This is a genomic window from Ensifer sp. 1H6 (genome assembly GCF_001976035.1).
Taxonomy (GTDB): Bacteria; Pseudomonadota; Alphaproteobacteria; order Rhizobiales; family Rhizobiaceae; genus Ensifer; species Ensifer canadensis.
The window spans coordinates 217,928-243,805 of sequence record NZ_MOAI01000005.1 but is presented as its reverse complement, the minus strand read 5'-3'; the positions used below and the strand labels follow the sequence as shown (position 1 = coordinate 243,805).

Sequence of the window (25,878 nt, the reverse complement as noted above, 5' to 3'; positions counted from 1 at the left end):
GCGAGGCTGTGAACTGTAACATAAACTACAAGAAACTGACATTTCGCTTTCATGAAGCGCCGATATGGCAGGTGTCATACCGATGACCGGTCTCCCCGAAAGAGGACCTGCTAGAAATGTTTCAGTTGAAGAATGTAACCCGCCAGTTCGGCAAGAAGACAGCCGTGAGCTCGGTTACCTTCGACATTCCCCAGGGCCAGATGGTCGGCGTGATCGGCCGCTCCGGCGCTGGCAAGTCGACGCTGCTTCGCATGATCAATCGCCTGGTCGACCTGTCGTCCGGCTCGATCGAGTTCGCCGGCACGGAAGTCTCGTCACTGCGCGGTGCCGCACTGCGCAACTGGCAGCGCGACTGCGCGATGATCTTCCAGCAGTTCAATCTGGTGCCGCGCCTCGACGTTCTGACCAATGTGCTGCTGGGTCGCCTGAACCATCGTTCGACGGTTCTGAGCATCCTCAACATGTTTACCCGCGAAGAGCGCATCATGGCGATCGGCGCGCTGGAGCGCCTCGGCATCGAGCAGACGGCGCTGCAGGCGGCGGGCACGCTTTCCGGCGGCCAGCAGCAGCGCGTGGCCATCGCCCGCGCATTGATGCAGCAGCCGAAGGTTCTGCTCGCTGACGAGCCAATCGCCTCGCTCGACCCGCTCAACGCCAAGATCGTCATGGACGCGCTGCGCGACATCAACGAGCGCGACGGCATCACCGTAATCACCAATCTCCACACGCTCGACACGGCGCGCAACTACTGCGAGCGGATCATCGGTATGGCGCACGGCCGCGTCGTCTTCGACGGCCAGCCGAAGGACCTGACGGCGGCCGCCGTCGCCGAGATCTACGGCGCCGATACGGGCATCGAGGAATCGATGACCTCGACAAGCATCAACATTCCGGCGGCCATTCCGCAGGAACAAACGGCATCTGCCGGCCTCCAGCCGCTGGCACTGGCCGGCATCTGACGCCCGCCAGGATCGAAGGCCCACGTCAAGGGCACCTCTTTGAAACCGAATATCATCCGGCAAAGCCGGAGAAACGGGAGAACCTTATGCTGAAGAAAGCTCTTCTGGGCGCTGTCGCCCTGCTCGCCCTCGTCGGCCACGCTCAGGCCGAAGACCTCAAGGAATTCCGCGTCGGTATCATCGGCGGCGAAAACGAAGCCGACCGCCTGCGCAACTTCCAGTGTATCGTCGACAAGCTGCCGGCTGCAATCGGCGTCGAAAAGGTTTCGCTGTTCCCGGCCGCCGACTATGACGGCGTCATCCAGGGCCTGCTCGGCGGCACGCTCGACTACGCCGAACTCGGCGCTTCGGGCTTTGCCAAGATCTACCTCGCCAAGGCCGACGCGGTCGAGCCGATCCTGACGACCGTCCAGACCGACGGTTCGACCGGCTACCACTCGATCATGGTCGCCCGCAAGGACTCCGGCATCACCAAGCTCGAAGACCTGAAGGGCAAGAAGCTCGGCTTTGCCGATCCGGACTCGACCTCTGGCTACCTCATCCCGCTCGTCACCCTGCCGGAATCGATCGGCGCGCCGGTCAAGGAATTCTTCGGTGAAACCGGCTTCGGCGGCGGTCACGAAAACCTGGTTCTCGAAGTCGTCAAGGGCACGTTCGATGCCGGCACGACCTTCGGTTCGGGCGTCGGCGAATTCAAGGACGGCTACACTTCGGGCAACCTGAAGAAGATGGTCGACAAGGGCATCCTCGACATGAATGACCTGGTCGAACTCTGGAAGTCGCCGTTGATCCCGAACGGCCCGATCGTCGTCCGTTCGACGATGAACGATGACATGAAGGCCAAGTTCAAGCAGTTCATGCTCGACCTGCCGAAGACCGATGCCGCCTGCTTCTCCGCCATCCAGGGTGGCGATTTCACTGGCTTCACCGAAGTCAACGCCGACTTCTACAAGCCGATCATCGACGCCCGCAAGGCAACGATCGGCGGCTGATTTTCCTGATCATTCAAGGACGCTGGCCGCCAAAACGGCCAGCGTTCGCCTTTTTGCTGGGGCGCCTGGAGCGCCTGTCGACAGAGGCCGGCATTGCCGGAACATTCATGGCAACTTCCATGCTCCCGAGGCATCTGAGTGAAAACGGCGCGCTGGTCGAGCGCCACTGGCAGGAGTTGAACTCGCGTCGCCGGCTTTACTCCTGGCTCGGCTTCGCCGTGCTGGTGCTCGCCCTTTCCGGCTCGCTCTGGTTTGCCAACGATTCCAATGCCGGCAAATTCTTCGACCGCCTGCCGCACTTCTTCGATTTCGTCGGCGATCTCGCGCCGCGTGATGGCCTGGAAATCTTCCGCGCCATGTTCGATCTGCCTTCGCCCTACGACGACGGCAGCTTCAAGTACAATTATCCCGAGGGTCGGCTCTACCTGACCGAGAGCTTCTACATTCCTGAGTATGTGCACAAGATGCTGGAGACCGTGAACATCGCGATCTTCTCCACCGTCATCGGCACGTTCTTCGGCTTCATCTTCTGTTTCCTTGCCGCCCGCAACCTGATGCCCAATCCGTGGGTTCGTGGTGTCGTGCGCCGGCTGATGGAGATCCTACGCGCCTTTCCCGAAGTGGTCATCGCCGGCTTCTTCCTGGCAATCCTCTCGCTCGGGCCGATACCCGCGATCGCCGCGGTTTCGATCCACACGGTCGGCGCACTCGGCAAGCTGTTCTTCGAGGTGGTCGAGAACGCCGACATGAAACCGGACGAGGGCCTGCGCGCCGCCGGTGGCAACTGGATCGAACGCGTCTGGTTCGGCATGGTGCCGCAGGTGCTGCCCAACTTCGCCAGCTATTTCCTGCTTCGCCTCGAGATCAACGTACGCGCCTCGACCATCATCGGCGCAGTTGGCGGCGGCGGGATCGGCGAGTTGCTGCGTCTGTCGATCGGCCAGGGCCATCAGGCAAAGACACTGGCGATCGTCATCCTGCTGTTTGCAACGATCTTCGCCGTCGACCAGTTTTCCGCATGGCTGCGCCGTCGCCTCGTCGGCGACCAGGCCTTCCAGCTTGCCCAGTAGGTGCGCATCATGACCTCCACGACCAGATTAAGCGCTCTCGAAATGGATGCGATCGCATCGCGTCACCCGCACTTGCTGCAGGGCTCCTCGAACAAGCGCCTGCGCACGATTGTCATCAGTGTCGGCCTCGTCGCTTACCTCATCTTCAGCTGGTGGTTCTTTTCGATCGGGCATGTTCTGGGCAACGCCAATTGGGGCATTGCCGGGACCTATCTCGCGGATTGGGTCTCCTACGAGGTTCGGCCCGAGATCAAGATCGCCCGCGACAAGACGATGACGCTCGATTACCAGCGCAACTCGCCGCTTGGGCCAAATCCGAATCCGGCATGGGTGGAACTCGACAAGGAAACCGTGACCCGAAAAGTCGAATTACCCGCTGCAACCGCACAGACTGCAAAGCCCAAGACGACGTCATCCTTCAGCTTCATGGCGCCGGGTTCAGCGCTCGGCGCGGCCAATACGCCAAGTGAGCAGAACCGCGTCGAAATGCGGACCGAGGAAATCATCACCAGGGCCGTCATCACCTATGACAGGTCGACGAAGATCGAAATTGCCGACGGACTCGTCAAGGCAACCCATCGTGGCGAGACGCTGACGATGGCCGTCGATGGCCAGGACACGGTAACCCCTCAGGGTGCCCTCCCCGCCTGGGCCACGCAGAAACGCCCGGGCGAGAAGATCACGCTCGCCTTTGGTGCAACTGGTTGGGCCGACGTCGAAGGTGACGACATCTCGATCCGCAATCGCTTCTTCGGCTGGGCCAATTTCCTCTTCGACGTCCACTCACCGTTCTTCGGCAAGGGCTATGGCGATATATTTTCGTTGATCACGAGCGGCGAGCGCATCGAACCCACGCGCTCGAACCTGTCGCTTGCCTGGAACAACATCCTCTACAACGCCGAATGGCAGCATCTGGATGTGTGGACCAAACTGCTGCAGACCGTGGTCATGGCCTTCGTCGGCACGCTTTTTGCCTCGCTGGTCGCGTTCCCGCTCTGCTTCCTGGCGGCGCGCAACATCACCCCGAATTTCCTGACGAACCAGCTCGCCAAGCGCTTCTTCGATTTCCTGCGTTCGGTGGACATGTTCATCTGGGCATTGTTCTTCACGCGCGCCTTTGGCCCGGGACCGCTTGCCGGCATGTCCGCAATTTTCTTCACCGACACCGGCACCTTGGGCAAGCTCTACTCCGAGGCTTTGGAGAACATCGACGACAAGCAGCGCGAAGGCGTAAAATCCGTCGGCGCCACCCCGCTTGCCGTGCAACGCTTCGGCGTCCTGCCGCAGGTCCTGCCGGTATTCGCCAGCCAGGCGCTCTATTTCTGGGAATCCAACACGCGTTCGGCAACGATCATCGGCGCTGTCGGCGCCGGTGGCATCGGCCTGAAACTCTGGGAAGCGATGCGTACCAACTCCGATTGGGAAAATGTCGCTTATATGGTGCTTCTCATCTTGCTGGTCGTGTTTATTTTCGACAGCATCTCGAACGCCTGCCGCTCGCGACTGATGGGGCAGAAGGCTCATTGACGAGAAGAATTTTTTGCACCGCGGCCATCATGATGTTGTCATGGAAATCGGCTAGCTGCGCATCGCATCCCGCGAACAATCGACCCGCCGTTCCGGCGGGCCGGTCGATACAAGAAAGTGAAGACCGTGCGTTATGCAATCTACTTCGCGCCGCCGGCAGACGACCGGCTGTCGCAGACGGCGGCCCGTTGGCTCGGCCGTGATGCCTTTACCGGCGAGACCAATGAACTTTCAGCGTTAGGCAGCCTTGATGCCGCCACGCGACATGCACTGACTGCGACCCGCGACGCTACGGCTTTCACGGCACTCTCAAGGCCCCCTTCACACTTGCCGAAGACCGCAGCGAAGCCGAGCTGGTCGCAGCCTTCGAAACGTTTGCCGACAATGTTGAACCCTTCGAGATCCCTCAACTCACGCTCCTTCAGCTTGGCCCGTTCTTCGCGCTGGTTTCCGCGACCCACTGCGAGGCGTTGCAGGAATTCGCGGCGCAGGCCGTGCAAACCTTCGAGCCGTTTCGGGCGCCGTTGTCGGACGTGGACATGGCGCGACGCAACCCGGACAAGCTTCCGGAGCGGCAGAGGGAATACTTGAGAAAGTGGGGATACCCCTATGTTTTCGAAGAATTTCAGTTTCACCTGACGCTGACCGGGCCGGTACCCGGCGAGACAGCGAAACCAATGCGGACCGTGCTTGAGAGCACCTTTGCTGATCACATCGGCAAGCCGCTTCACGTCACGTCAGTTGCGCTCTTCGTCGAGCCGCACCGTGGCGCACCGTTCCTGGTCCATTCCCTGCTGCCGCTCCGCGGCGCGACACAACGAAAGATCGCATGAGATGAGCAAAGAACAAGTCCTGACCAATGCCCGCATCGTTCTCGAGGACAGTATCCTCGACGGCTCGGTGCTGATCCGCGACGGCAAGATCGCCGATATCTCTCATGGCACGACCAACACTGGTGAAGACTTCGAAGGCGACTACCTTCTGCCTGGCCTCATCGAGCTGCACACCGACCACCTTGAGGCACATTACTCGCCGCGGCCCGGCGTTCGCTGGTTGAAGATCGCCGCGATCCAGGCACACGACGCACAGGTCGTCACGTCTGGCATCACCACCGTATTCGACTGCCTGCGCCTTGGTTCGGACGAAGACGGCGGTTTCCAGAAGGGCGAAATGCGCAGCATGGCGGACGCGCTGGCCCAGGCCAAGCAGGAAGGCCGCCTGCGCGCCGACCATCTGATCCACCTGCGCTGCGAGGTTTCGACATCGGACGTGCTCGATCACTACGAGGACTTCCAGAACGATCCGCAGGTCAAGCTCGTCTCGCTGATGGACCACGCGCCGGGGCAGCGCCAGTTCCAGACGATGGACCAGTACACGCTCTACTACAAATCCAAGCGCGGCCTGTCGGACGCCGAATTCGGAAAATTCGTTGAACGTCAGCAGGCGCTTTCGGCGAAGTATGCCGGCCCGCACCGCGATGCGCTCGCCAAGGCCTGTGCTGAGCGCGGCATTACCATCGCCAGCCACGACGACGCCACGATCGCCCATGTCGACGAATCTATCAGCTACGGCATCAAGCTCGCCGAGTTCCCGACCAGCTTCGAAGCGGCGGAAGCCTCCCATCGCGCCGGTCTTAGTGTGCTGATGGGCGCGCCCAACATCGTGCGCGGCAAGTCGCATTCGGGCAATATCGCCGCCCGTGACCTTGCCGACCGCGGCGTGCTCGACGTGCTTTCGTCCGATTATGTGCCCTTCAGCCTGATCCACGCGCCGTTCGTGCTCGCCGATGAGCTTGAAGCCATCGACCTGCCGAAGGCGATCGCCATGGTCAGCACCACCCCTGCCCGCACCGTCGGCCTCGACGATCGTGGCCGGATTGCCGTCGGCTTGCGCGCCGACATCGCGCGTGTCCACAGGCAGGAAGGTATTCCAGTGGTGCGTTCGGTCTGGCGCGAAGGTCGGCGTGTCGCATGAGCCAGCTCGAACTTAGGCGTGGCGCGCTTGTCGTCGTCGTCGGCCCGAGCGGGGCCGGCAAGGATAGCGTCATGGGCTTTGCCGCCCGACACTTCTGCGACTGCTCCGATGTCCACTTCGTTCGCCGCGTGATCACGCGGCCGTCGGACGCCGGAGGCGAGGTGCATGAAAGCGTTTCAGTCGCCGAATTCGTCGACATGGAGCAGGCAGGCGCCTTCGCTGTGTCCTGGGACGCGCACGGCCTGAAATACGGCATTCCCGAAGACGTTCGCCGCAATGTCGAACACGGCACCACGGCAATCGTCAACGGCAGCCGAAGCGCCCTGCCGGCGTTCCGCGCCGCCTTCGGCAACATCGCCGTCGCGGTCATCACGGCCGAGCCCGCCGCGCTCGCCAAGCGTCTTGCCGAGCGCGGACGCGAAAGCGAAGAGGACGTGTTGCGCCGGCTCTCGCGACAGGTGCCCGACGTCACATCGGGACCGGATGTCACGATCATCGACAACAGCGGTCGCCTTGAGAGTGCCGGGCGTCACTTCGTCGACCTCGTCGAGCGATTGCGCATGAGTGCCGCCCATCCGGCCTAAGTGTCGCGTTTTCCCAGGCGCCGTTTTTTAAGACCCTGGAGCAACCGCTCCGGGGTCTTTTGCATTTGAATGCCATCGCCCGGCGGCAATTCCGTGCGCCGTCTCCTTCCCTTTTCCTTCAGAAAGTCAATTTTCCTCTTGTCGAGACGATTATTATGTATATACATTATATCCAACGAGAGGGGATCGGCTGATGAGTCAATTTTCGACCAACGCAAACGCGTCCGGCATCTGGCGCAATCTTCGCCTTGCGACGTTGCGACCCGATCAAGACGGCCTCGGCATGGTGGAAAAGGGCGCAGTGGCTGTCGTCGACGGACACATTGCCTTTGCCGGCGCCGAGAGCGACCTTCCCGCCGATCTATCCCGCACACTTGAAGCAACGAATTGCAACGGCCGGGTGATGACGCCCGCCTTCATCGATTGCCATACGCACCTCGTCCACGGCGGCAACCGCGCTCGCGAGTTCCAGATGCGGCTCGAAGGTGCGTCCTATGAGGAAATCGCCCGCGCCGGTGGCGGTATCGTCTCCTCGGTCAAGGCAACCAATGCACTCTCAGTCGACGCGCTCGTGAAAAGCGCTCTGCCACGGCTCGACACGCTCATTGCCGAAGGTGTTTCGACGGTCGAGATCAAGTCCGGCTACGGCCTGAATATCGACGCCGAACTCAACATGCTGCGCGCCGCGCGCAAGCTTGGCGACAAACGTCCGGTCCGCATCGTCACCAGCTATCTCGCAGCGCATGCGACCCCCGCCGACTACAAGGGGCGCAACGACGACTACATTTCCGAGGTGGTGCTTCCGGGTCTTGATGTCGCCCACGCCGAGGGCCTGGTCGATGCCGTCGATGGCTTCTGCGAAGGCATCGCCTTTTCGACCGCAGAGATCGCCCGCGTCTTCGGTCGCGCCAAGGCGCTCGGCCTGCCGGTCAAACTGCATGCCGAACAGCTTTCCAACCTCGGTGGCGCCAAGCTTGCCGCCTCCTACGGTGCGTTGTCCGCCGACCATCTCGAATATCTCGACGCTGATGGAGCGCAGGCAATCGCCAAATCGGGCACGGTAGCCGTGCTGTTGCCCGGCGCGTTTTACGCGCTGCGCGAAAAGCAGCTTCCGCCGGTGGACGCGCTGCGCGCTGCCGGAGCGCACATCGCCATCGCAACGGATTGCAATCCCGGCACCTCGCCGCTGACTTCGCTGCTACTGACCATGAGCATGTCGGCGACGTTCTTCCGGTTGACGATTGCCGAATGCCTCGCCGGCGTTACCCGCGAGGCGGCACGTGCGCTCGGGCTTCTCGCCGAAACCGGCACGATCGAAGTCGGCAAGTCTGCCGACCTCGCACTCTGGAACATCGAAGATCCGGCCGAGCTCGTCTACCGCATCGGCTTCAATCCACTTCATCTGCGCATCTTTAAGGGCGAAAGGACCGGTCTATGACCATCATTCTGCATCCAGGCTCGGTTCCGCTTGAGTATCTCGAGACCATCTATTGGAGCGGCGAACCTGCCCGCCTGCATCCGTCGTTCGACGCAGGAATCGAGAAGGCGGCCAAGCGCATCGCCGAGATCGTCGCCGGCAATGCGCCTGTCTATGGCATCAACACCGGCTTCGGCAAACTGGCTTCGATCAAGATCGACAGCGCTGACGTCGCCACCCTGCAGCGCAACCTGATCCTGTCGCATTGCTGCGGCGTCGGCCAGCCGCTCGCCGAAAACATCGTCCGCCTGATCCTGTCGCTGAAGCTCGTTTCTCTCGGTCGCGGCGCCTCCGGCGTCAGGCTCGAACTGGTGCGGCTGATAGAGGCGATGCTCGACAAGGGCGTCATCCCGGTCATTCCGGAAAAGGGCTCGGTCGGTGCGTCCGGCGACCTGGCACCGCTTGCCCACATGGCAGCCGTCATGATGGGCCACGGCGAGGCATTCTTCGAAGGCGCCCGCATGTCCGGCGCACAGGCCCTTGCCAAGGCCGGGCTGACGCCGGTGGTGCTTGCCGCCAAGGAAGGCCTCGCGCTGATCAACGGCACTCAGACGTCGACCGCACTCGCGCTCGCCGGCCTCTTCCGCACCCACCGCGCCGCCCAGGCAGCGCTCATCACCGGCGCAATGTCGACCGATGCAGCGATGGGTTCGTCTGCGCCCTTCCATCCGGACATTCACACACTTCGCGGCCATCAGGGCCAGATCGACACCGCCGCCGCCCTTCGCGCGCTTCTCTCAGGTTCCGCCATTCGCGAAAGCCATATCGAGGGCGACGAGCGGGTGCAGGATCCCTATTGCATTCGCTGCCAGCCGCAGGTGGACGGCGCCTGCCTCGACCTGTTGCGCTCGGTCGCGCGCGTGCTCGAAATCGAAGCGAATGCCGTTACCGACAACCCGCTTGTCCTTTCCGACAATTCCGTCGTCTCCGGCGGCAACTTCCACGCAGAACCGGTAGCGTTTGCCGCCGACCAGATCGCGCTCGCGGTTTGCGAGATCGGCGCGATCTCCCAGCGGCGCATTGCCCTTCTTGTCGACCCGGCCTTGTCCTACGGACTGCCGGCCTTTCTCGCCAAGAAGCCTGGCCTCAACTCCGGCCTGATGATCGCCGAGGTGACGTCGGCGGCGTTGATGTCGGAAAACAAGCAACTTTCGCACCCGGCCTCGGTCGACTCCACGCCGACATCGGCCAATCAGGAAGACCATGTTTCCATGGCCTGCCATGGCGCCCGCCGGCTGCTGCAGATGACCGACAACCTGTTTTCGATCATCGGCATCGAGGCGCTGACCGCCGTGCAGGGCGTCGAATTCCGTGCGCCGTTGACAACGAGCCCCGAACTTCAAAAAGCCGCCGCAGCCCTACGTGCAGTTTCGCCGACGATCGAAGAGGACCGCTATCTCGCCGACGATCTGCAGGCGGCCGGCGAGCTGATCGCATCCGGCACCCTGAATGCCGCGATTTCTGCCGGCATTCTGCCAAAACTGGAGGCTTGAGATGAGCGTCTTCGAAGTCCGCCAGGGCACCTCGCCCGTCATCCTCGGCTTTCCGCACACCGGCACGGATGTGCCGGCTGAAATATGGGACCGTCTCAACGATACCGGTCGCCTGCTCGCAGACACCGATTGGCACATTCACAAGCTCTATGAAGGCCTGTTGCCTGATGTTACCGTCGTGCGCGCCACCTTCCACCGCTACGTAATCGACGCCAACCGCGACCCGGAAAACGTCAGCCTTTATCCCGGGCAGAACACCACCGGGCTTATCCCGGAGACCGATTTCGACGGGTTGCCGATCTGGAAGGATGGCGAGGCCCCGACGGAGGCCGACACGGCATCGCGCCTGCGCCAATTCCATGCGCCTTATCAAGCCGCATTTCTGGCCGAGATCGAGCGGGTCAAGGCCATCCACGGCATCGCCATCGTCTACGACTGCCATTCCATCCGCTCGCATATCCCGTTCCTGTTCGACGGCAAGCTGCCGGACCTGAACATCGGCACGGACATGGGCCGCACCTGCGCGCCTGCTATCGAGAAGGCCGCCGTCGATATCGCCGCTTCGGCCGATGGTTACACGAGCATTCTCAACGGCCGCTTCAAGGGCGGCTGGACGACCCGGCATTACGGGCGCCCGGAAACCGGCGTGCACGCCATCCAGATGGAACTGGCGCAATCGACCCATCTTGCCACCGAGGAGCCGCCTTTCGTGCTCGACGCCAGCAAGGAGGAACGCCTGCGCGCGCCCCTTCGGGCCATTCTTCAAAGCATCGAGAATACCGCATTCGACCTTAAAACGCTGACAGGGAGCGAGGCATGACCATGAACAATCCGCGCCACAATATTCGCGACGTGCGCGCCCCACAGGGAACCACGCTCAACGCCAAGAGCTGGATGACCGAAGCGCCGCTGCGCATGCTGATGAACAACCTCGACCCGAACGTGGCAGAAAACCCGCACGAGCTGGTCGTCTATGGCGGTATCGGCCGCGCCGCCCGCACCTGGGCCGACTTCGACAAGATCGTCGAAACCCTGAAGGACCTCAACGAAGACGAGACCCTGCTCGTCCAGTCCGGCAAGCCGGTCGGCGTCTTCCGCACCCACAAGGATGCGCCGCGCGTCCTGATCGCCAACTCCAACCTGGTGCCGCATTGGGCAACCTGGGACCACTTCAACGAGCTGGATAAAAAGGGTCTGGCGATGTACGGCCAGATGACGGCCGGCTCGTGGATCTACATCGGCACGCAGGGCATCGTTCAGGGCACCTACGAAACCTTCGTCGAGGCCGGCCGCCAGCATTACGGTGGCAGCCTCAAAGGCAAGTGGGTGCTGACAGGTGGTCTGGGCGGCATGGGCGGCGCACAGCCGCTGGCAGCCGTCATGGCCGGTGCATCCTGCCTCGCCGTCGAGTGCAACCCGGACTCGATCGACTTCCGCCTTCGCACCCGCTACGTCGATGAAAAGGCGGAAACGCTCGACGAGGCGATGGAGATGATCGCTCGCTGGACGAAAAACGGCGAAGCCAAGTCCGTCGGCCTGCTCGGCAACACCGCCGAAATCCTGCCGGAAATGGTTCGCCGCGGCATCCGCCCGGATATGGTCACCGACCAGACCTCCGCGCATGATCCGGTCAACGGCTACCTGCCCAAGGGCTGGACCATGGCCGAGTGGAAGGCCAAGCGCGAGAGCGACCCGAAGGCTGTCGAAAAGGCTGCGCGCGCCTCGATGCGTGAACATGTGGAAGCCATGATCGCCTTCCAGGACATGGGCATCCCGACCTTCGACTACGGCAACAACATCCGCCAGGTCGCCAAGGAAGAGGGCCTCGAAAACGCCTTCGCCTTCCCCGGCTTCGTGCCGGCCTATATTCGCCCGCTCTTTTGCCGCGGCATCGGCCCGTTCCGTTGGGCCGCACTCTCCGGCGATCCGGAAGACATCTACAAGACCGATGTCAAGGTCAAGGAACTGACCCCCGGCAACACCCACCTGCACAATTGGCTCGACATGGCGCGCGAGCGCATCTCGTTCCAGGGACTGCCAGCACGCATCTGCTGGGTCGGTCTCGGTGATCGCCATCGGCTCGGCCTCGCCTTCAACGAAATGGTCAGAAACGGCGAGCTCAAGGCTCCTGTTGTCATCGGCCGCGATCACCTCGACTCCGGCTCGGTCGCCTCGCCGAACCGCGAAACGGAAGCGATGAAGGACGGCTCGGACGCCGTCTCCGACTGGCCGCTGCTCAACGCCCTCTTGAACACTGCGTCCGGCGCCACCTGGGTGTCGCTGCACCATGGCGGCGGCGTCGGCATGGGCTTCTCGCAGCATTCGGGCGTCGTCATCTGCGCCGATGGCACTGATGATGCCGCCAAGCGACTTGAGCGTGTACTCTGGAACGACCCGGCCACCGGCGTCATGCGCCACGCCGATGCCGGCTACGACATCGCGCTCGACTGCGCCAAGGACAAGGGCCTGCGCCTGCCGGGCATCCTCGGCAACTGACGAAGATTTAGGGGCGCCGGTCTGGCGCCCCTACCCCTGGTTCTTACGGGGTGGTCGCTTTCCGATTGCCGCCTTCGAGCAAGAGCAGTAGTCCAAGGCCCGCCAATCCGCCAAGACCTCCAAGAAGTGCTGTTCCCGAATAGTCGCTGATGCGGGTGCCGAGTGCAAAGAGCGCCGCGCAAAGGCCGCCGCTCATGAAGATGTTGACCGAGATCAGCGAGCTTCCGAGCCCCGGCCGGTCGGCAATCAATTCCTGCAGGTAGGTGATGGGGATCGTGATCAGCGCGGCAGCGCCGAAGGCGCTGATCAGCGTCAGCGCATAGATGTGCCACGGCGCCGACGACAGTCCGAGCAGGACCATGTAGCCGATATAGATGACCGTCCCGAGCGCCAGTGCCTTCGCCGGCAGCAGGCTCACCTGGATGCGCGCCCAGACGAAGATGAAGACCACCTCTAGAAAAGCGACAACGCCGGCGATGATGCCGATATCCGTGACGCTACCACCGACGGCATTGGTCATGATCAGCGGCAGGACGGCCGCGTTGATATGCAATGTCGAGGTGATCATTGCCACCGCGACCACGCGCGCGAAGATGCGCGGCGCAAGGATCTCGCCGAAGGATGTCCAATAGGAAAGGCGCTTGCCCAGGCCCGGATCGACGCCGCCCTCGTTCGGCAAGGAGAAGAAGACCAGAAGCAGGTTGGCCGAGCATCCGAGGCTGGCGAGCAGATAGGCGGGCAGCATGCTGTCGCCACCGGCAAGCGCAAAGCCCACCAGCCCGGGCACCAATACCCAGGCAAGCGAAATCGCCGCGCGCGCGCCGGTCGTCAGAGCGCCGGCGTCCTGCCCACTCATGCGCCGCGCGACGCTGCGCACATTGGCAAAGAGCAACGTGTAGACTGCGCCATAGATCGGCAGGAACAGAAGCACGCTGACGAGAAAGCTCGATTGATAGGGCAGGACATAGACAATGCCGTAGCCGACCACGCCGAACAGGATCGCGGTCGACATCAGCACGCGATAATTGCCGATCCGATCGGCAAGGATGCCGATGGAAACGCTGACGATGACGTTCACCGTCGCGGCGGCCAGAATCAGCAGTGAATAGAGCCCGTCACTCAGGCCCAGTTCGTTGATGCCGACCACGGATTGATAAGGTGAGGTTGCCGCCCCGGCGAAGCCGAAGAGAAAGATCGCCAGCATGCTGACCCGAATCGACGGGTTGCGCATGGCGCTGAAAAGCGAGGAAGTCATGATGATGCACGTCCACGAAGGAGGCGATTTCAAAAGGGGAGCTTGGCGCCGGCGGGTCGCACCGGCGGTTGCATTGCGGGAAGCTGCTTACACCGATTCCGACCAGCGCGCCGAGAGATTCGCCTTGGGCATAAAGTCGAATTCCTGATCGAAGGGAAATGCGGGACGAGAGCGGTGCAGGCTTGCCAGATGGGGGATGTCCTGGTTGACGACACCATCGGTCAACGCCATCAGGTTGGGGTTGGCAATCGGCGCGAGTTCCGGCGAGAGATAGCCTGACTTGACCACGAGCAACCGGACATTGCTCGGGTCGAGGCCGAGGCGGGTGAAGTCGGCGATATCGTGATAGGGTCGACGTCGCGCCGAAAGCACGACGTCGATCGCCCCAACGCGGACAACCGCCTGGCGCTCCTTTACAGGACCAGGATCATCGAGCCGTACGACTTCCACCAGCATCTCCGCGACGGGACTTGCCGGATCGAGGCTGCCGCCGATCTTCAGCATCAGGTTTTCGCCGACGCCGGCAGCAAAGCAGGCTTCCACGGCAGGACGATCGGCGATACCGGCGATGAGTGCGCCGCGCCACCCCCGCGCAAGCAGGGCCTTCAACACATCCGCCCTATCGCCGACACCGCCGCCGGTCGGGTTGTCGCCGGAATCGGCAAGGATGATGGGGGTTGTCGTCGCCTTTTCGGCGACATCGAGCATGGCGTCGAGCGGGCCCGTCACAGGACCGAAACGGAAATTGCGACGTTCCGCCCAGTATGCCGCCGCAATGTCGACGGCTGCCTGCTCTGCCGCGGCCCGATCGGTCGCGGTAATCACGGCACAAGCCGTTGCACGCGGCTCGTCGGCCCAGACATAGCCGACCATCAGGTTGGCATCGAGCACACCCGGCCGCGCGTCGATGTCGGGCAGTTGCCGGTAGAGGCCCCTGGCCGGCTCGTCCTCGGTAGAGGTGCATTCCCCCGGCAGCAACACGGGGATCTTTGCCCACGCAACACCCGGGCGCGTCCCGCTGCGTAGCGCCTCAATGAGCATCGCCCAGGCGCGGATCATCGTTTCACGCGTGTCGATGTGCGGCGCGGTCCGATAGCCCGCGAAGATGTCGATCTGGTCGATGATACGCTGGCTGACATTGCCGTGCAGATCGTAGCTGGTGGCGATCGGGCAGTCCGGCCCGACGACAGATCTCGCGGCAGAGATCCAGTCCCCCTCAGCATCCTCCATGCCGTCGACCTTGATCGCCCCATGCATGGCGAGATAGAGCCCGTTGATCGGCAGGGCCTGTTGCAGCCGGTCGAGAAACTCCGCCTTGAAGGCGTCGTAGGTCGGTCGGGACACCGGCCCACCGGGCACGGCGCGCGCGTGCAGGAGCGGCAGATGCTCGATGCCTTCAGCGTCGAGAAAATCGAAATACTCCGCCTGGAGCAGATCCGCCCCGCGCAGCACCCGAAAATCCTCGACCGCCATCAGCACCGGCGAATAGGTGCTGCACTCCGTATGGATACCGCCGACGGCAATGCGCATGGAAGCTCCTGTCACAGTTTCGGGCTCAAGGGAGCGATCGCAGCAAAGCGCTGCCAGTCCTTGGCGGATTTCGGGGTCCATGCGGCTTCGGCGATGGCGCACAGCCTGGGGAAGACGAGCCGATTGAAGTAGCCGCGCGACAGGAAATGCTCCGACCAGATGCAGGCCTGAACGCCCTTCATGCGCGCTTTCAGCTCATCCGGAAATTCGCCTTCGGCCTCGTAGCCATAGGTATGGGCCGACGTTGCCGTCCCGGCCCAGCTGGCGCCCGGTTCCTGCCAGGCGTCGGCCTGCGCCATGTCGAGATAATAGGCCTGACCGGGCGTCATCACCACGTCATAGCCTTCCCGCGCAAGCTCGATGCCGACCTCCGGCCGCTCCCACGCCATCAGCAACGTGCCTTCGGTCTCGACGCCGCCGCCATGGGCGACCTCGTTCCACCCGGCAAGCTTGCGGCCGCGGACGGTCAGCATCTGCTTGACCTTCTTCAGGAAGAAGGATTGCAACGCAAAGGTGCCGGAAAGACCCTCTTTCTCCATCAGCTTCTTCGCCAGCGGCGAGGCAAGCCAGGAACCGTTGGCAACCTCGTCGCCGCCGATATGGATGTACTGACTCGGGAACAACTCGACCATTTCGTCGAGCACTTTCTCGAGGAAGTCATAGGTAAAGGCGATCGCCGGATTGAGCGCATTGTTCGGGTAGCCCTGAACGGAATGATAGCTTTCCGGCGCTTCTTGGCCATCGGTCAGGTCAGGCAGGGCGACAAGCGTGGCGGTGCTATGGCCGGGAATGTCGATCTCCGGAACGATCTCGACGTGAAGCGCCGTCGCCTGGGCCACCAGGGCTTTCACATCCTCTTGGCTGTAGAACCCGCCGGCGGGTTCCGCACCGTTGCCGAGTTGCGGCAACAACGGTTCGTCCGGCCCGCGCAGCACGCCGATCGTCGTTAACGTTGGAAACGCCTTGATTTCAAGCCGCCAGGCCTCGTCATCCGTCAGATGCCAGTGGAAGATGTTGAGCTTGAACCAGGCGAGAATATCGATGAGGCGGGAAATGTCCGATGTCGGGTAGAATTGCCTGGATACGTCGAGATGACAACCGCGCCAGCCGTAACGCGGCGCATCGGAGATCGTGCCCTGCGCCGGAAAACGGAATTTTTCCGGATGCGTGCGCGCGCCGTTCAGCAGCTGCGCCAAGGTCGTCAGCGCGTATTGCCGGCCGGCAGCACCACCATAGGCAAGGCGGATCTCCTTGGTCGAGAAGGCCAATTCGTAGGCCTCGGCAGCAAGCGTCGCATTCTTCGAGAAGACAATTGCCCGCCCTTGACTGGAGGCAACCAGGCTGAATGGCGCATGCCCCGCCGAAAACAGACGATGAAAAAGCCCAAGCACGCTCGCGACCGCTGCCACGTCGTCGGGCGCCGTCATCGGCGCGGGGTAAAGCACGACGGGAAAGCTGTCGCCTGCCCAGGCGTCGATTTGCGCCGGCCATGGCTGCATCGAAAACGGCAGGTCGAGCTTGCCTTCGGGCAGTTGTGCTGGCGGAGGCTCGCTCATGGCATTTTCCAGGAGCAGATCGGAGACGGCGACCGGCACATGCTCGCCGCTCGAAAACGTCAGATAGGCTGACTTGGCACCATCAGTGCAGTGCTTCGCCTGTCGATGCAGGCCGCTCACCGTGAACGTCCAGCTTTCGCCGGGGCCAAGCGTCAGCCCGGCGGGTGGTGCGAATTCATGAAAATTGGCGTTGCGGCGCAGGAAAGTGGCGTTGTCGCAGGCCTCCGGCACGATTACGCGCGTGAGCGACGTGTACACCAGCCGGAAGCCCGTGAGCGGTGCGGCTGAGAAATTGAACAGCGTGAAGGTGAACCGGCCAAATGCGCCGCCGTCAGGCTGCCAGGACGCTTCGAGACGATAGGAAACGGGCGCCATGATCTTCCTCCCAGAAGTCTTTCGGTCAGTAGTGGCTAGATTGTGAGAAGGTTCGCGCCAGTTCAGCCTGGCCGGCGGTCAGACCGCAATCAACAGGCAGGCACACGCCCGAGATCGCAGCGGCGAGCGGCCCTGCGAGGAAATGTACGGCGTTGGCAACATCGTCAGGATTGACGATGCGCTGTAAGGGATACCAGCGGCGCGCTTCCTCAAAGACCTGCGGATTGGCGGCGGCACGCGCTTCCCATGCCTGCGTTCGCACGGTGCCCGGCGCAACGGCGTTGGAGCGAATGCCGAACTTGCCGTACTCCACGGCGATCAGGCGTGTCAGATGCAGCAGGCCGGCCTTAGCAACGCTGTAGGCGGGATGGCCGAAGACATTCATGCCGTTGACGGAGGCGATATTGATCACCGAGCCGCGGCTTTCCTTCAGCATGTCTTCCACCGCGCGAAAGCACAGGAAGGCAGCTTCAAGGTTCAGCGCATTGTCCATGCGCCAGATATCCGGCGTCGTATCATGCAGGCTGACGGCGCGTGCGGCGCCGGCATTGTTGACGAGCGTGCGCACCGTACCGTGCTCGCCGGCCGTCGCAGCCAATTTTCCGACGCTTGTCGCATCCGTCACATCGCACGGGACCGCAACGAAGCGCTTGCCGCCGCCGATCTCCAGCGCCGCTCTCTCGGCGGCACGGCTGTCGATGTCGGCAAGGAGGACGACATCATGATCCTCGCCAAGGCGCCTGGCGATTGCGCGGCCGATATCGCCGGCTGCACCGGTGACGATGGCGACGGACTGCGTCATGCGGAAACCTTTCGCGGCACGTCAGTCTCCCAGCAACTGGCGGTCATCACCGTCGCGGTGCGTCACCAGCTGCTGCTTGATGCGCCGAAGTGTGACCGTTGCCTGCGGCTGAACCCGGTAGGCAACGAGACTGGAGAGGATATCGAGCAGCGCCAGATAGGCGATGCGGGTGGAGGTCGGACGGTAGATGTTGTTGCCCTCGGGCAGGTCGACAGGAACCGTGATCGTCGCCGCGGCCGCGACCGGACTGTTGCTCTGGGTCAGGGCAATCGTCGGCACCTTGAGCTCGCGCGCCAGCGTGAAGGCGCGCACGAGTTCGGCGTTCCGGCCCGAGAAGGATGAGCCGATCAGAACGTCGCTTGGGCGAGCGGCGGCCGCCATCATCAGCTGCATGCTGTGGTCGGAACTGGCGGTAACACGCAGGCCGTAGCGAAAGAGCCGGTTCTGCAACTCGCTGGCTATCATCGAGGAATTGCCGCCCGAACCGAAGGCATAGATCATTTCGGCGGTTGCGATGCGCTCGACCGCCTGCTCGATCGCCGCGAGATCGAGCGAACGATGCAGGAGGAAAAGCGCGTTCTGCGCCTTGGTGATGATGTCCTGGGCGACGTCACCGGTCTCGCGGCTCTTCGGCTCCGGCTTCAGGTAGCGCATGCCGATATAGGCGGTGCGCGCCAATTGCACCTTGAAATCGGAGAAGCTGTCGCAACCGAGCCGCCGACAGAAGCGCGTGACCGTGGGAGGAGAGACATCGGCCTTGCCGGCCAGCTCGATGATCGATGCATTCACCGCGAACTCGAAGTCATTCAGAAGAATATCGGCGATGCGGTTCTCCGATTGCGAGAGCCGGCCCTTTTCTTCCTGAAGTGTCGCGAAAATATCCATCGGCTGCTGATGTCCTTAGGGTCTATCAGCCTTCCTTCGGCTTGTAGGCGATGCAGTCGATCTCGACCTTGCAATCAACCATCATCGCCGACTGGACGCAGGCCCTCGCCGGTGGATGCGCACCGAAATACTCCTGATAGATCTTGTTGAAAGTCCAGAAATCACGCGGATCGTCGAGCCAAACGCCGCAACGCACCACGTGCTCGGTACCGTATCCGGCCTCGTCCAGAATGGCCAGAAGATTGGCGATCGCCTTGTGCGTCTGAGGGATGATACCGCCCTCGATGATCTCGCCTTTTTCCATGGCGACCTGGCCGGAAACATGCAGCCAGCCGTCCGCTTCCACCGCGCGCGCAAAGGGTAATGGCTTACCGCCCGCACCGACTTGTTCAGTGCCATACCGTTTGATGGTCATGTGTGCCTTCGTGCAAATTATTTTCTTTGATCGTTGACAAGTGACCATAGAAAGCTGAATTTGACCAGAGAAAAACACCATTCATGAAAAGAATTTCAATCCAGGGCGAAAACATGCGGGATCCCTTCCTCAATCCGTTCCCCTCTTCCGACACCGCACGCCATAGCATCTGGGAGATGCTTGTTCCGCGCGATATCGACGCTTTTCTTTCGGCCGACTGGTCGATGGTGGCAGGTGACTTTGTCGAAGACGGCTTCATCGGCATCGATGGACGTCGCGAAACCAATCCCGACAATTGGCGCCTCACCTTTCCCTCGCTTTCGGCCTATCGCGATGAGTGGCTGCGCCAGGCGAAAGATTTCGCGGGCCTCTCCTTCGCGGAAGACACACGCACGGCGATCTTCACGACGACGACGCTTGAGGACATCGAGGTCAACGGCGACTTCGCGCTTGCGCGCAAGAAGTTCGACGGCGGGTTGAAGAAATCGGACGGCAGCTTCGACGTGATGAAATGGCAGACGGTCTATTATTGCCGCCTGCACGAGGGACGCTGGAAGATCTCCGGTTTCACCGGCTACCTGCCGAACCCGATGGGACCGGCCTAAAAAGCAAAAAGGCAACGGCATTGCGGATCTTCACAGCAGCGCTCGCAACGGAAACCAATACCTTCTCGCCCATCTGCATAGATCGCCGCGCCTTCGAGGCGTCGCTCTACGCGCCGCCGGGCGAGCATCCTGAGACGCCGACGCTCTGTACGGCGCCGATCACGGTCGGCCGCCGCATTGCCGCGGAAAAAGGCTGGACGCTGATCGAAGGCACCGCCACCTGGGCGGATCCTGCCGGCCTCGTCAACCGCCAGACCTATGAGAGCCTGCGCGATGAAATCCTCGACCAGTTGCGCGCCGCGCTTCCGGTCAATGCCGTCGTCATGGGACTGCACGGCGCGATGGTCGCTGCCGGCTACGAGGACACCGAGGGCGATCTTCTTTCTCGCATTCGCGAGATCGTTGGCCGTGATGTTCTCGTCTGCGCCGAGTTGGACCCGCACAGCCACTTGACCCAGAAGCGCGTTTCGGCGTCAGACTTCTTCGTCTACTTCAAGGAGTTCCCGCACACCGACTTCGTCGATCGTGCCGAGGATCTCTGGCGGATCGCCATCGACACGCTGGAAGGTCGCGTGACGCCTGTGATGTCAGTGTTCGACTGCCGCATGATCGACGTCTACCCAACTTCGCGCGAGCCAATGCGCTCCTTCGTCGACAAGCTGATGCGTATCGAAGCGGAGGACGCCGATGTCCTGTCGCTTTCGATGGTGCACGGCTTCATGGCGGGCGATGTTCCGGAAATGGGCACGAAGGTGCTCGCCGTGACCAACGGCAAACCGGAGAAAGGCGAGGCGCTCGCACGGGAACTCGGGCTCGAACTCTTTTCGAAACGCGGAACCTTCATCATGCCGCAGATCGACGAGAAGCAAGCTGTCGCCGAGGCGAAGGCTGCGACCGAAGGCCCGGTCGTCATCGCCGATGTCTGGGACAACCCGGGCGGCGGAACCGCGGGCGACGCGACGGTGCTGCTCGAGGAACTGCTGGCACAGGGTGTCACCAATGCCGCCGTCGGAACGATCTGGGATCCGATGGCCGTGCAGATCTGCATGGCCGCCGGCGAAGGCGCCGAAATCCCGTTGCGCTTCGGCGCCAAGTCGGCTCCGGGAACCGGCAATCCTGTCGATGGCATCGTCAAGGTGGTCAAGCTGGTCCGCGACGCCGAGATGCGGTTCGGCGAGAGTTTTGCCCCCTTCGGCGATGCAGCCCTCATTTCCTATCGCGGCATCGATATCATCCTGAATTCGACGCGGGCGCAAAGCTTCGATCCGAGCCTCTTCTCGGTGATGGGCCTCGACCCGCAGTCAAAGAGCATTCTGGTCATCAAATCGACCAACCACTTCTACGCTTCGTTCTCCAAGATCGCCGCGCAGATCCTATATTGCTCGGCCGGCACCCCCTACCCGAACAACCCCGCCAAGACCGCCTATCTGCGCGCACCCAGGAATATCTGGCCGAAGGTCGCCGATCCGCATGGTCTCGAAAAGGGAGCGGCGTGAACCAAGGCAGTTTATGCGGCGGCCGCGATCGAGGCGGATAGTCAGCAGATCGGCCTTCTGATCTGGCCTATTCTCATCACCAATAACGAAAACGCCGCTGTCCTGGTCATGGACAGCGGCCGTTCTTGTCCTAGTCTAGCTACGCTCCGCTCAGGCCGCCGCCGGGTCGAGCAAGCCCATGTCGATATCGGTGAGTTCGACACGCCGCTCGAGCGCGATGCCCGCCTCGTCGAACAGATGGCAGTCGGCGGCACGTATGCCGGTCAACACCTGTTCCTCCGGGCGGATTGCCACCGTGCCCGGCAGCATCGCGCAATAGTTCTCCCCTTCACCGCTGATGGCGGCATAGGCAACGGTATGGGCGCCCAGGCGCTCGATCACCGTTGGCGTGACTGTCAGCGACAGGTCTCCGGCGCCGAGCAAAATGTGCTCGGGCCGGACGCCCAGCGTCAATGTCCGCCCAACCAGGCCATCGTGCGGCCTGACCGGGACGACAACCGTCTTCCCCTTGTAATCGACCTCTACGCCGGCATCGCTGACGCCTTTGCAGGTGACCGGCAGGAAGTTCATCTTCGGGTTGCCGATGAAACCGGCGACGAAAATGTTGGCTGGCTTATGGTAGAGCTCGAGCGGTGCGCCTGTCTGGGCGATTTCACCGGCATTGAGCACGACGATCCGGTCCGCCATCGTCATCGCTTCGACCTGGTCGTGCGTGACGTAGATCATCGTGGCCCGCAATTGCCGATGCAGCTTCGCCAATTCAATGCGCATGTCGGCGCGCAGCGCCGCATCGAGGTTAGAGAGCGGCTCGTCGAACAGAAAGATCTTCGGTTCGCGCACGATCGCCCGGCCGATGGCCACCCGTTGGCGCTGGCCGCCGGAGAGCATTCCCGGTTTTTGCTGTAGCCGCTGGTCCAGATGGAGAATGCGCGCTGCATGCTCCACCTTGGCCTTCAGTTTCTCTTCCGGCATGTTTTCCACGCGAAGCGGAAAGGCAATGTTCTCGAAGACAGACATGTGCGGGTAGAGCGCATAGGATTGGAACACCATCGCGATCCCGCGCTTGACCGGCGGCAGGTCGTTGACGCGTTTGCCATCGATCACGATGTCCCCCGAGCTAGTCTCATCGAGACCGGCTATCATCCTGAGCAATGTCGACTTGCCGCAGCCGGAGGGTCCGACGAAAACGACGAACTCACCGTTCCTGACTTCGAGCTGGATACCTTTCAGCACCTCGAATGTCCCGTAGAATTTCTGAACCGTATTGAGATTGAGCTGTCCCAAGAAACTGTCTCCGGCCACCGGCGAGAAGCGGCACGTTCGTAAGCGGATTGGCCTGGGCCGCGGACCAAAGATCCGCGGCCCGGTGATTTTACTTGTACTCTTCGAGGTCGGCGGCCGCCTTCTTCAAGGCGTCGGCCGGTTCGGCCTTGCCGGTCACCACCGACTGGACCATTGCGATGATGACGTTCTGGAAGCCCTTGTAGTCGGTAAAGAGCGGCTCCGGACCACCGAACGCGATGCCGTCGATGAACGGCTGCCAATAGGGGTCCTTCTTGACGAATTCGTCAACCATCGGCGACGGACGCAACGGCGTCAGGCCGGCCGCGCCTTGCAACTCATACTCACCTTGCGGACCGGGCGAGGTGATGAATTTGGCGAATTCGGTCGCCTTCTCTTCGACACCGGAGCCCTTGAAGATCGCCAGGCTGTCGGTAATCAGCAGCGTCCCCTCGCCCTTGGCCGATGGGCCGAGCGGCAGCGGCGCAACGCCCCAGTTGACCTTGGTGTCCTTCAGGCGCACGGCGGCACCAGACCCGCCCTGGATCATGCCGACCTTGCCGTCGAGGAAGATCGCGCGAACCTCGTTCTGTTCGTAGGCGGTCGCCCCTTCGACGGAATAGGGAGTGATGTCCTTGTAGGCCTGGAGCGCGGCGAGAACCTCCGGGCTGTCGATGACGATCTTGTCGCCATCGATCACCTTGCCGTTGTTGGTGTACACCCAGTGCATGAACTGGTGCATCGTGTTGTCGAAGGTCTTGGCCGGAAGGCCGTAACCGGCGATACCCGTCTTTTCCTTGATCGCCTTGGCGAACTCGATCTCTTCGGCCCAGGTCTTCGGCGGCTTCTCAGGATCAAGGCCGGCCTGCTTGAACAGGTCCTTGTTCCAATAGAGCGCCTTGGTCGAGAACGCGATCGGAACGCCCCACTGGTTGTCGTCGAAGGTCACCGTGTCGACGATGTTGGGGTAATAGCTCTTCTTTTCCTCGTCCGTCATCGGCACGGGAACGATGAGATCGTTCTGGGCGAACTCCTTCAGCGTGCGCGAGCCGACATAGGCCATGGCGACCGGCGTGCCGGCAGCGGCAAGCGTCGTTGCCTTATCCTGGCACTGGGCCCAGCCGACAACTTCCGGCGTGACTTTCCAGCCTGGATTCTTTTCTTCCCACTGCTTGATGTATTTGGCGTGAACCGCATCCATGGTGTCGCCGCAGTAGATCCAGCTAATCTCCTGGTCGGCCGCCTGGGCGGTGACTGCGCCAAGCGCGGTCGAACCGAGCAGGGCGAGCGCGAGTACCCCTGTCTTGAATTGAATTGACACGTTGCAAGCTCCCGTTCTCTGGTGGTTGGTTGGTCTTATTGTTTCACCGCGCCTGCGGTCAGCCCGCTGACGAGATACCGTTGTAGGAGGAAGATCACGACGACCGCCGGCGCGATGCCGACGAAACTCGCCGCCATGAGCTCGTTCCAGATCACCTCTTGGCGACCGAAATAGGCGAAGAGCCCGACCGGTAGCGGCATGTATTCGCTCTTGGAGTTGAAGGTCAGGGCATAAATGAACTGCTGGGCATAGGCGCCGATGAAGGTGGTGATCGCCACCACGGTGATGCCCGGCATGGCGATCGGCAGGATCACGCGGCGCAGCGTATAGAAATGGCTCGCGCCATCGACGAAAGCGGCCTCGTCGAGCTCACGCGGAATGCGCATCATGTAAGTGCGCAACAGCCAGATCGCCGACGGGATAAGGAAGGCGACACCCGGCATGATCATGGCGAGATAGGTGTTGAGCACGCCGAAGCTGCGCATCAGCCGGAAAAGCGGAATGAGCAGCACGGCGCCGGAGAACATGTTGACTGCGAGAAAGGCGCCGAGCAGCGCGCCGCTGCCGCGGAATTTGAAGCGGGCAAAGGCATAGGCCGCCGGAATGACCAGTATCAGCACGATGGCTGTGACGATGGTGGAGATGAAGAAGGAATTGAAGATGTACCGAGCGAAACCGGGCACGCTGTCCCACATGGTCCGATAGGCGGCGAATGATCCGTTTTCCGGCCAGAACTTGTAGGGGGAGGAAAAGAGCAGACCCAGCGGCTTCAGCGAAACGAGGAACCCCTCGACGAATGGCGCCAGAATGAAGGCCAGGAAAACAAAGATCCCGGCATAGATGGCGACGAGTTCGTACCAGCGATATCGGTTGATCAAGGCAGGCTGGCTCATTTCTGTTCTCCCGAGGACAGGCGGCTGGTGACCCGGAAATAGGCAAAGCAGAAGATCGACAGGAAGATGCAGATCAGCACCGCGCGTGCCGCACCCTCGCCGTATTTCTTCGACCCTATGGCGGTGCGGTAGGTATCGATGATCATCGTTGTAGTTTCGCCGTTCGGACCACCCTGCGTGAGGATCCAGATGATATCGAAGGAGTTGAAGGTCGCGATCAGCGACAACATCGACATCGTGATCAGCGACGGCACCAGCAGCGGCAGCGTGATGCGCCGGAATCGATAGAAGCGCCCTGCTCCATCCGTCCAGGCCGCCTCATACAGATCCTGCGGGATCGCCTGCATCGCAGCCAGCATGTAGAGCGTGACCAGCGGCACGCCGATCCACACGTCGGTAACGATTGTCGCCCAGAAGGCCGTCTCGCCGCGTGCGAGGAAAGCGATCGGTCCGTCGATGAGACCCCAGTTCTGCAGCACGCCGGAAATCATGCCGAACTGGCCGTTGTACATCCAGCCCCACATGAAGATGCCGATGGCCATCGGGACGATCCACGGCGGCATGGTGAGCAGCCGGAAAAGCGCGCGGCCGGGCACGGCTGCGTTCAGCATGGTCGCGCCGAAGACACCGATGATCATTTTGATCGAGACCGAGAAGAAGGTCCAAATGAAGGTGCGGAAGATGACCTCGGCGAAGGTCTCGTTGAAGATCTTGTCATAGTTGGCCCAGCCGACCCATTTCGTCGTCTTCTTCAGCGACGCGTCGGTGAACGACAGGATGAAGGTGTCGACAAGGGGATAGGCGACGATGACCGTGACGTAGAGCACGGCTGGTAGGAGCAGGATCCAGGCGAAGATGATCGTGCTGCGTTGAACACTCATCCCGCTTCTCC

The 25,878-nt window shown here is 62.0% G+C and carries 22 protein-coding genes and 1 pseudogene; 13 read left to right on the top strand and 10 right to left on the bottom strand.

Translation table 11 applies throughout. The annotated features are described in order from the left end of the window. Positions 1-116: 116 nt before the first annotated feature. The 11 genes and pseudogenes from phnC (at position 117) to hutU (ending at position 12,572) form a co-directional block, all read left to right on the top strand. Entirely contained in the window at positions 117-959 is an 843-nt protein-coding gene (phnC, locus tag BKP54_RS08435) for a phosphonate ABC transporter ATP-binding protein (protein WP_025428674.1), read from the top strand. 86 nt (positions 960-1,045) lie between these two features. Continuing rightward, complete coding sequence (gene phnD, locus BKP54_RS08430; RefSeq protein WP_025428673.1) at positions 1,046-1,951, top strand: phosphonate ABC transporter substrate-binding protein; 906 nt, start codon at positions 1,046-1,048, stop codon at positions 1,949-1,951. A gap of 107 nt (positions 1,952-2,058) precedes the next feature. Next, positions 2,059-3,021, top strand: coding sequence for a phosphonate ABC transporter, permease protein PhnE (phnE, locus tag BKP54_RS08425; RefSeq protein WP_025428672.1), 963 nt, complete (start codon positions 2,059-2,061; stop codon positions 3,019-3,021). A 9-nt stretch (positions 3,022-3,030) separates the two neighbouring features. Continuing rightward, positions 3,031-4,548 (top strand): phosphonate ABC transporter, permease protein PhnE, encoded by a 1,518-nt coding sequence (gene phnE, locus BKP54_RS08420; RefSeq protein WP_025428671.1) that lies wholly within the window; start codon positions 3,031-3,033, stop codon positions 4,546-4,548. A gap of 126 nt (positions 4,549-4,674) precedes the next feature. Next, positions 4,675-5,381, top strand: a pseudogene (locus BKP54_RS08415) (DUF1045 domain-containing protein). Between the two features lies 1 nt (position 5,382). Further along, entirely contained in the window at positions 5,383-6,522 is a 1,140-nt protein-coding gene (locus BKP54_RS08410) for an alpha-D-ribose 1-methylphosphonate 5-triphosphate diphosphatase (protein WP_025428669.1), read from the top strand. After that, positions 6,519-7,106 carry a phosphonate metabolism protein/1,5-bisphosphokinase (PRPP-forming) PhnN gene (gene phnN, locus BKP54_RS08405; RefSeq protein ID WP_057211228.1) on the top strand — a complete coding sequence of 196 codons (588 nt, stop codon included), beginning with the start codon at positions 6,519-6,521 and terminating at the stop codon, positions 7,104-7,106. Before BKP54_RS08410 ends, phnN begins: the two co-directional genes overlap by 4 nt. 193 nt (positions 7,107-7,299) lie before the next feature. Further along, complete coding sequence (gene hutI, locus BKP54_RS08400; protein ID WP_084814350.1) at positions 7,300-8,544, top strand: imidazolonepropionase; 1,245 nt, start codon at positions 7,300-7,302, stop codon at positions 8,542-8,544. Next, positions 8,541-10,076, top strand: a complete 1,536-nt coding sequence (gene hutH / locus BKP54_RS08395; RefSeq protein ID WP_025428666.1) for a histidine ammonia-lyase — start codon at positions 8,541-8,543, stop codon at positions 10,074-10,076. The genes hutI and hutH overlap by 4 nt, the downstream gene beginning before the upstream one ends. A 1-nt stretch (position 10,077) precedes the next feature. Next, positions 10,078-10,896: an N-formylglutamate deformylase gene (gene hutG / locus BKP54_RS08390; protein WP_084814349.1), complete on the top strand. Its 819-nt coding sequence runs from the start codon at positions 10,078-10,080 to the stop codon at positions 10,894-10,896. Positions 10,897-10,898: 2 nt separating this feature from the next. After that, positions 10,899-12,572, top strand: a complete 1,674-nt coding sequence (gene hutU / locus BKP54_RS08385; protein ID WP_025428664.1) for a urocanate hydratase — start codon at positions 10,899-10,901, stop codon at positions 12,570-12,572. Between the two features lie 43 nt (positions 12,573-12,615). Here hutU and BKP54_RS08380 read toward each other — a convergent pair whose 3' ends face one another. The 6 genes from BKP54_RS08380 to BKP54_RS08355 form a co-directional block, all read right to left on the bottom strand. Next, entirely contained in the window at positions 12,616-13,827 is a 1,212-nt protein-coding gene (locus BKP54_RS08380) for an MFS transporter (RefSeq protein ID WP_025428663.1), read from the bottom strand. A gap of 87 nt (positions 13,828-13,914) precedes the next feature. Further along, positions 13,915-15,357: a M81 family metallopeptidase gene (locus BKP54_RS08375; RefSeq protein ID WP_025428662.1), complete on the bottom strand. Its 1,443-nt coding sequence runs from the start codon at positions 15,355-15,357 to the stop codon at positions 13,915-13,917. 11 nt (positions 15,358-15,368) lie between these two features. Next, positions 15,369-17,288 carry a beta-N-acetylhexosaminidase gene (locus BKP54_RS08370; RefSeq protein WP_025428661.1) on the bottom strand — a complete coding sequence of 640 codons (1,920 nt, stop codon included), beginning with the start codon at positions 17,286-17,288 and terminating at the stop codon, positions 15,369-15,371. Positions 17,289-17,313: 25 nt separating this feature from the next. Then, a complete protein-coding gene (locus tag BKP54_RS08365; RefSeq protein ID WP_025428660.1) occupies positions 17,314-18,090 on the bottom strand; it encodes an SDR family oxidoreductase in 777 nt (258 codons plus the stop codon). Between the two features lie 21 nt (positions 18,091-18,111). Then, positions 18,112-18,975 carry a MurR/RpiR family transcriptional regulator gene (locus BKP54_RS08360; protein WP_025428659.1) on the bottom strand — a complete coding sequence of 288 codons (864 nt, stop codon included), beginning with the start codon at positions 18,973-18,975 and terminating at the stop codon, positions 18,112-18,114. A 25-nt stretch (positions 18,976-19,000) separates the two neighbouring features. After that, entirely contained in the window at positions 19,001-19,390 is a 390-nt protein-coding gene (locus tag BKP54_RS08355; protein WP_025428658.1) for a RidA family protein, read from the bottom strand. Positions 19,391-19,503: 113 nt separating this feature from the next. Between BKP54_RS08355 and BKP54_RS08350 the strand changes: the two genes are divergently transcribed. Further along, a complete protein-coding gene (locus BKP54_RS08350; protein ID WP_025428657.1) occupies positions 19,504-19,995 on the top strand; it encodes a hypothetical protein in 492 nt (163 codons plus the stop codon). A gap of 20 nt (positions 19,996-20,015) precedes the next feature. Next, positions 20,016-21,491, top strand: coding sequence for a M81 family metallopeptidase (locus BKP54_RS08345; protein ID WP_025428656.1), 1,476 nt, complete (start codon positions 20,016-20,018; stop codon positions 21,489-21,491). A gap of 150 nt (positions 21,492-21,641) precedes the next feature. On the opposite strand, the gene ugpC is transcribed toward BKP54_RS08345, so the two are convergent. The 4 genes from ugpC to BKP54_RS08325 all read right to left on the bottom strand — a co-directional run bounded on the left by ugpC (position 21,642) and on the right by BKP54_RS08325 (position 25,867). After that, positions 21,642-22,775, bottom strand: a complete 1,134-nt coding sequence (gene ugpC / locus BKP54_RS08340) for a sn-glycerol-3-phosphate ABC transporter ATP-binding protein UgpC (protein ID WP_025428655.1) — start codon at positions 22,773-22,775, stop codon at positions 21,642-21,644. 88 nt (positions 22,776-22,863) lie between these two features. Beyond that, on the bottom strand, positions 22,864-24,093 hold the full coding sequence (locus BKP54_RS08335; RefSeq protein ID WP_025428654.1) for an ABC transporter substrate-binding protein: 1,230 nt from the start codon (positions 24,091-24,093) through the stop codon (positions 22,864-22,866). A gap of 35 nt (positions 24,094-24,128) precedes the next feature. Next, the gene (locus tag BKP54_RS08330) at positions 24,129-24,986 is read right to left on the bottom strand and encodes a carbohydrate ABC transporter permease (RefSeq protein ID WP_025428653.1); all 858 of its coding nucleotides are present in this window, start codon (positions 24,984-24,986) and stop codon (positions 24,129-24,131) included. Next, positions 24,983-25,867, bottom strand: a complete 885-nt coding sequence (locus BKP54_RS08325) for a sugar ABC transporter permease (protein WP_025428652.1) — start codon at positions 25,865-25,867, stop codon at positions 24,983-24,985. The genes BKP54_RS08330 and BKP54_RS08325 overlap by 4 nt, the downstream gene beginning before the upstream one ends. Positions 25,868-25,878: the final 11 nt, after the last annotated feature.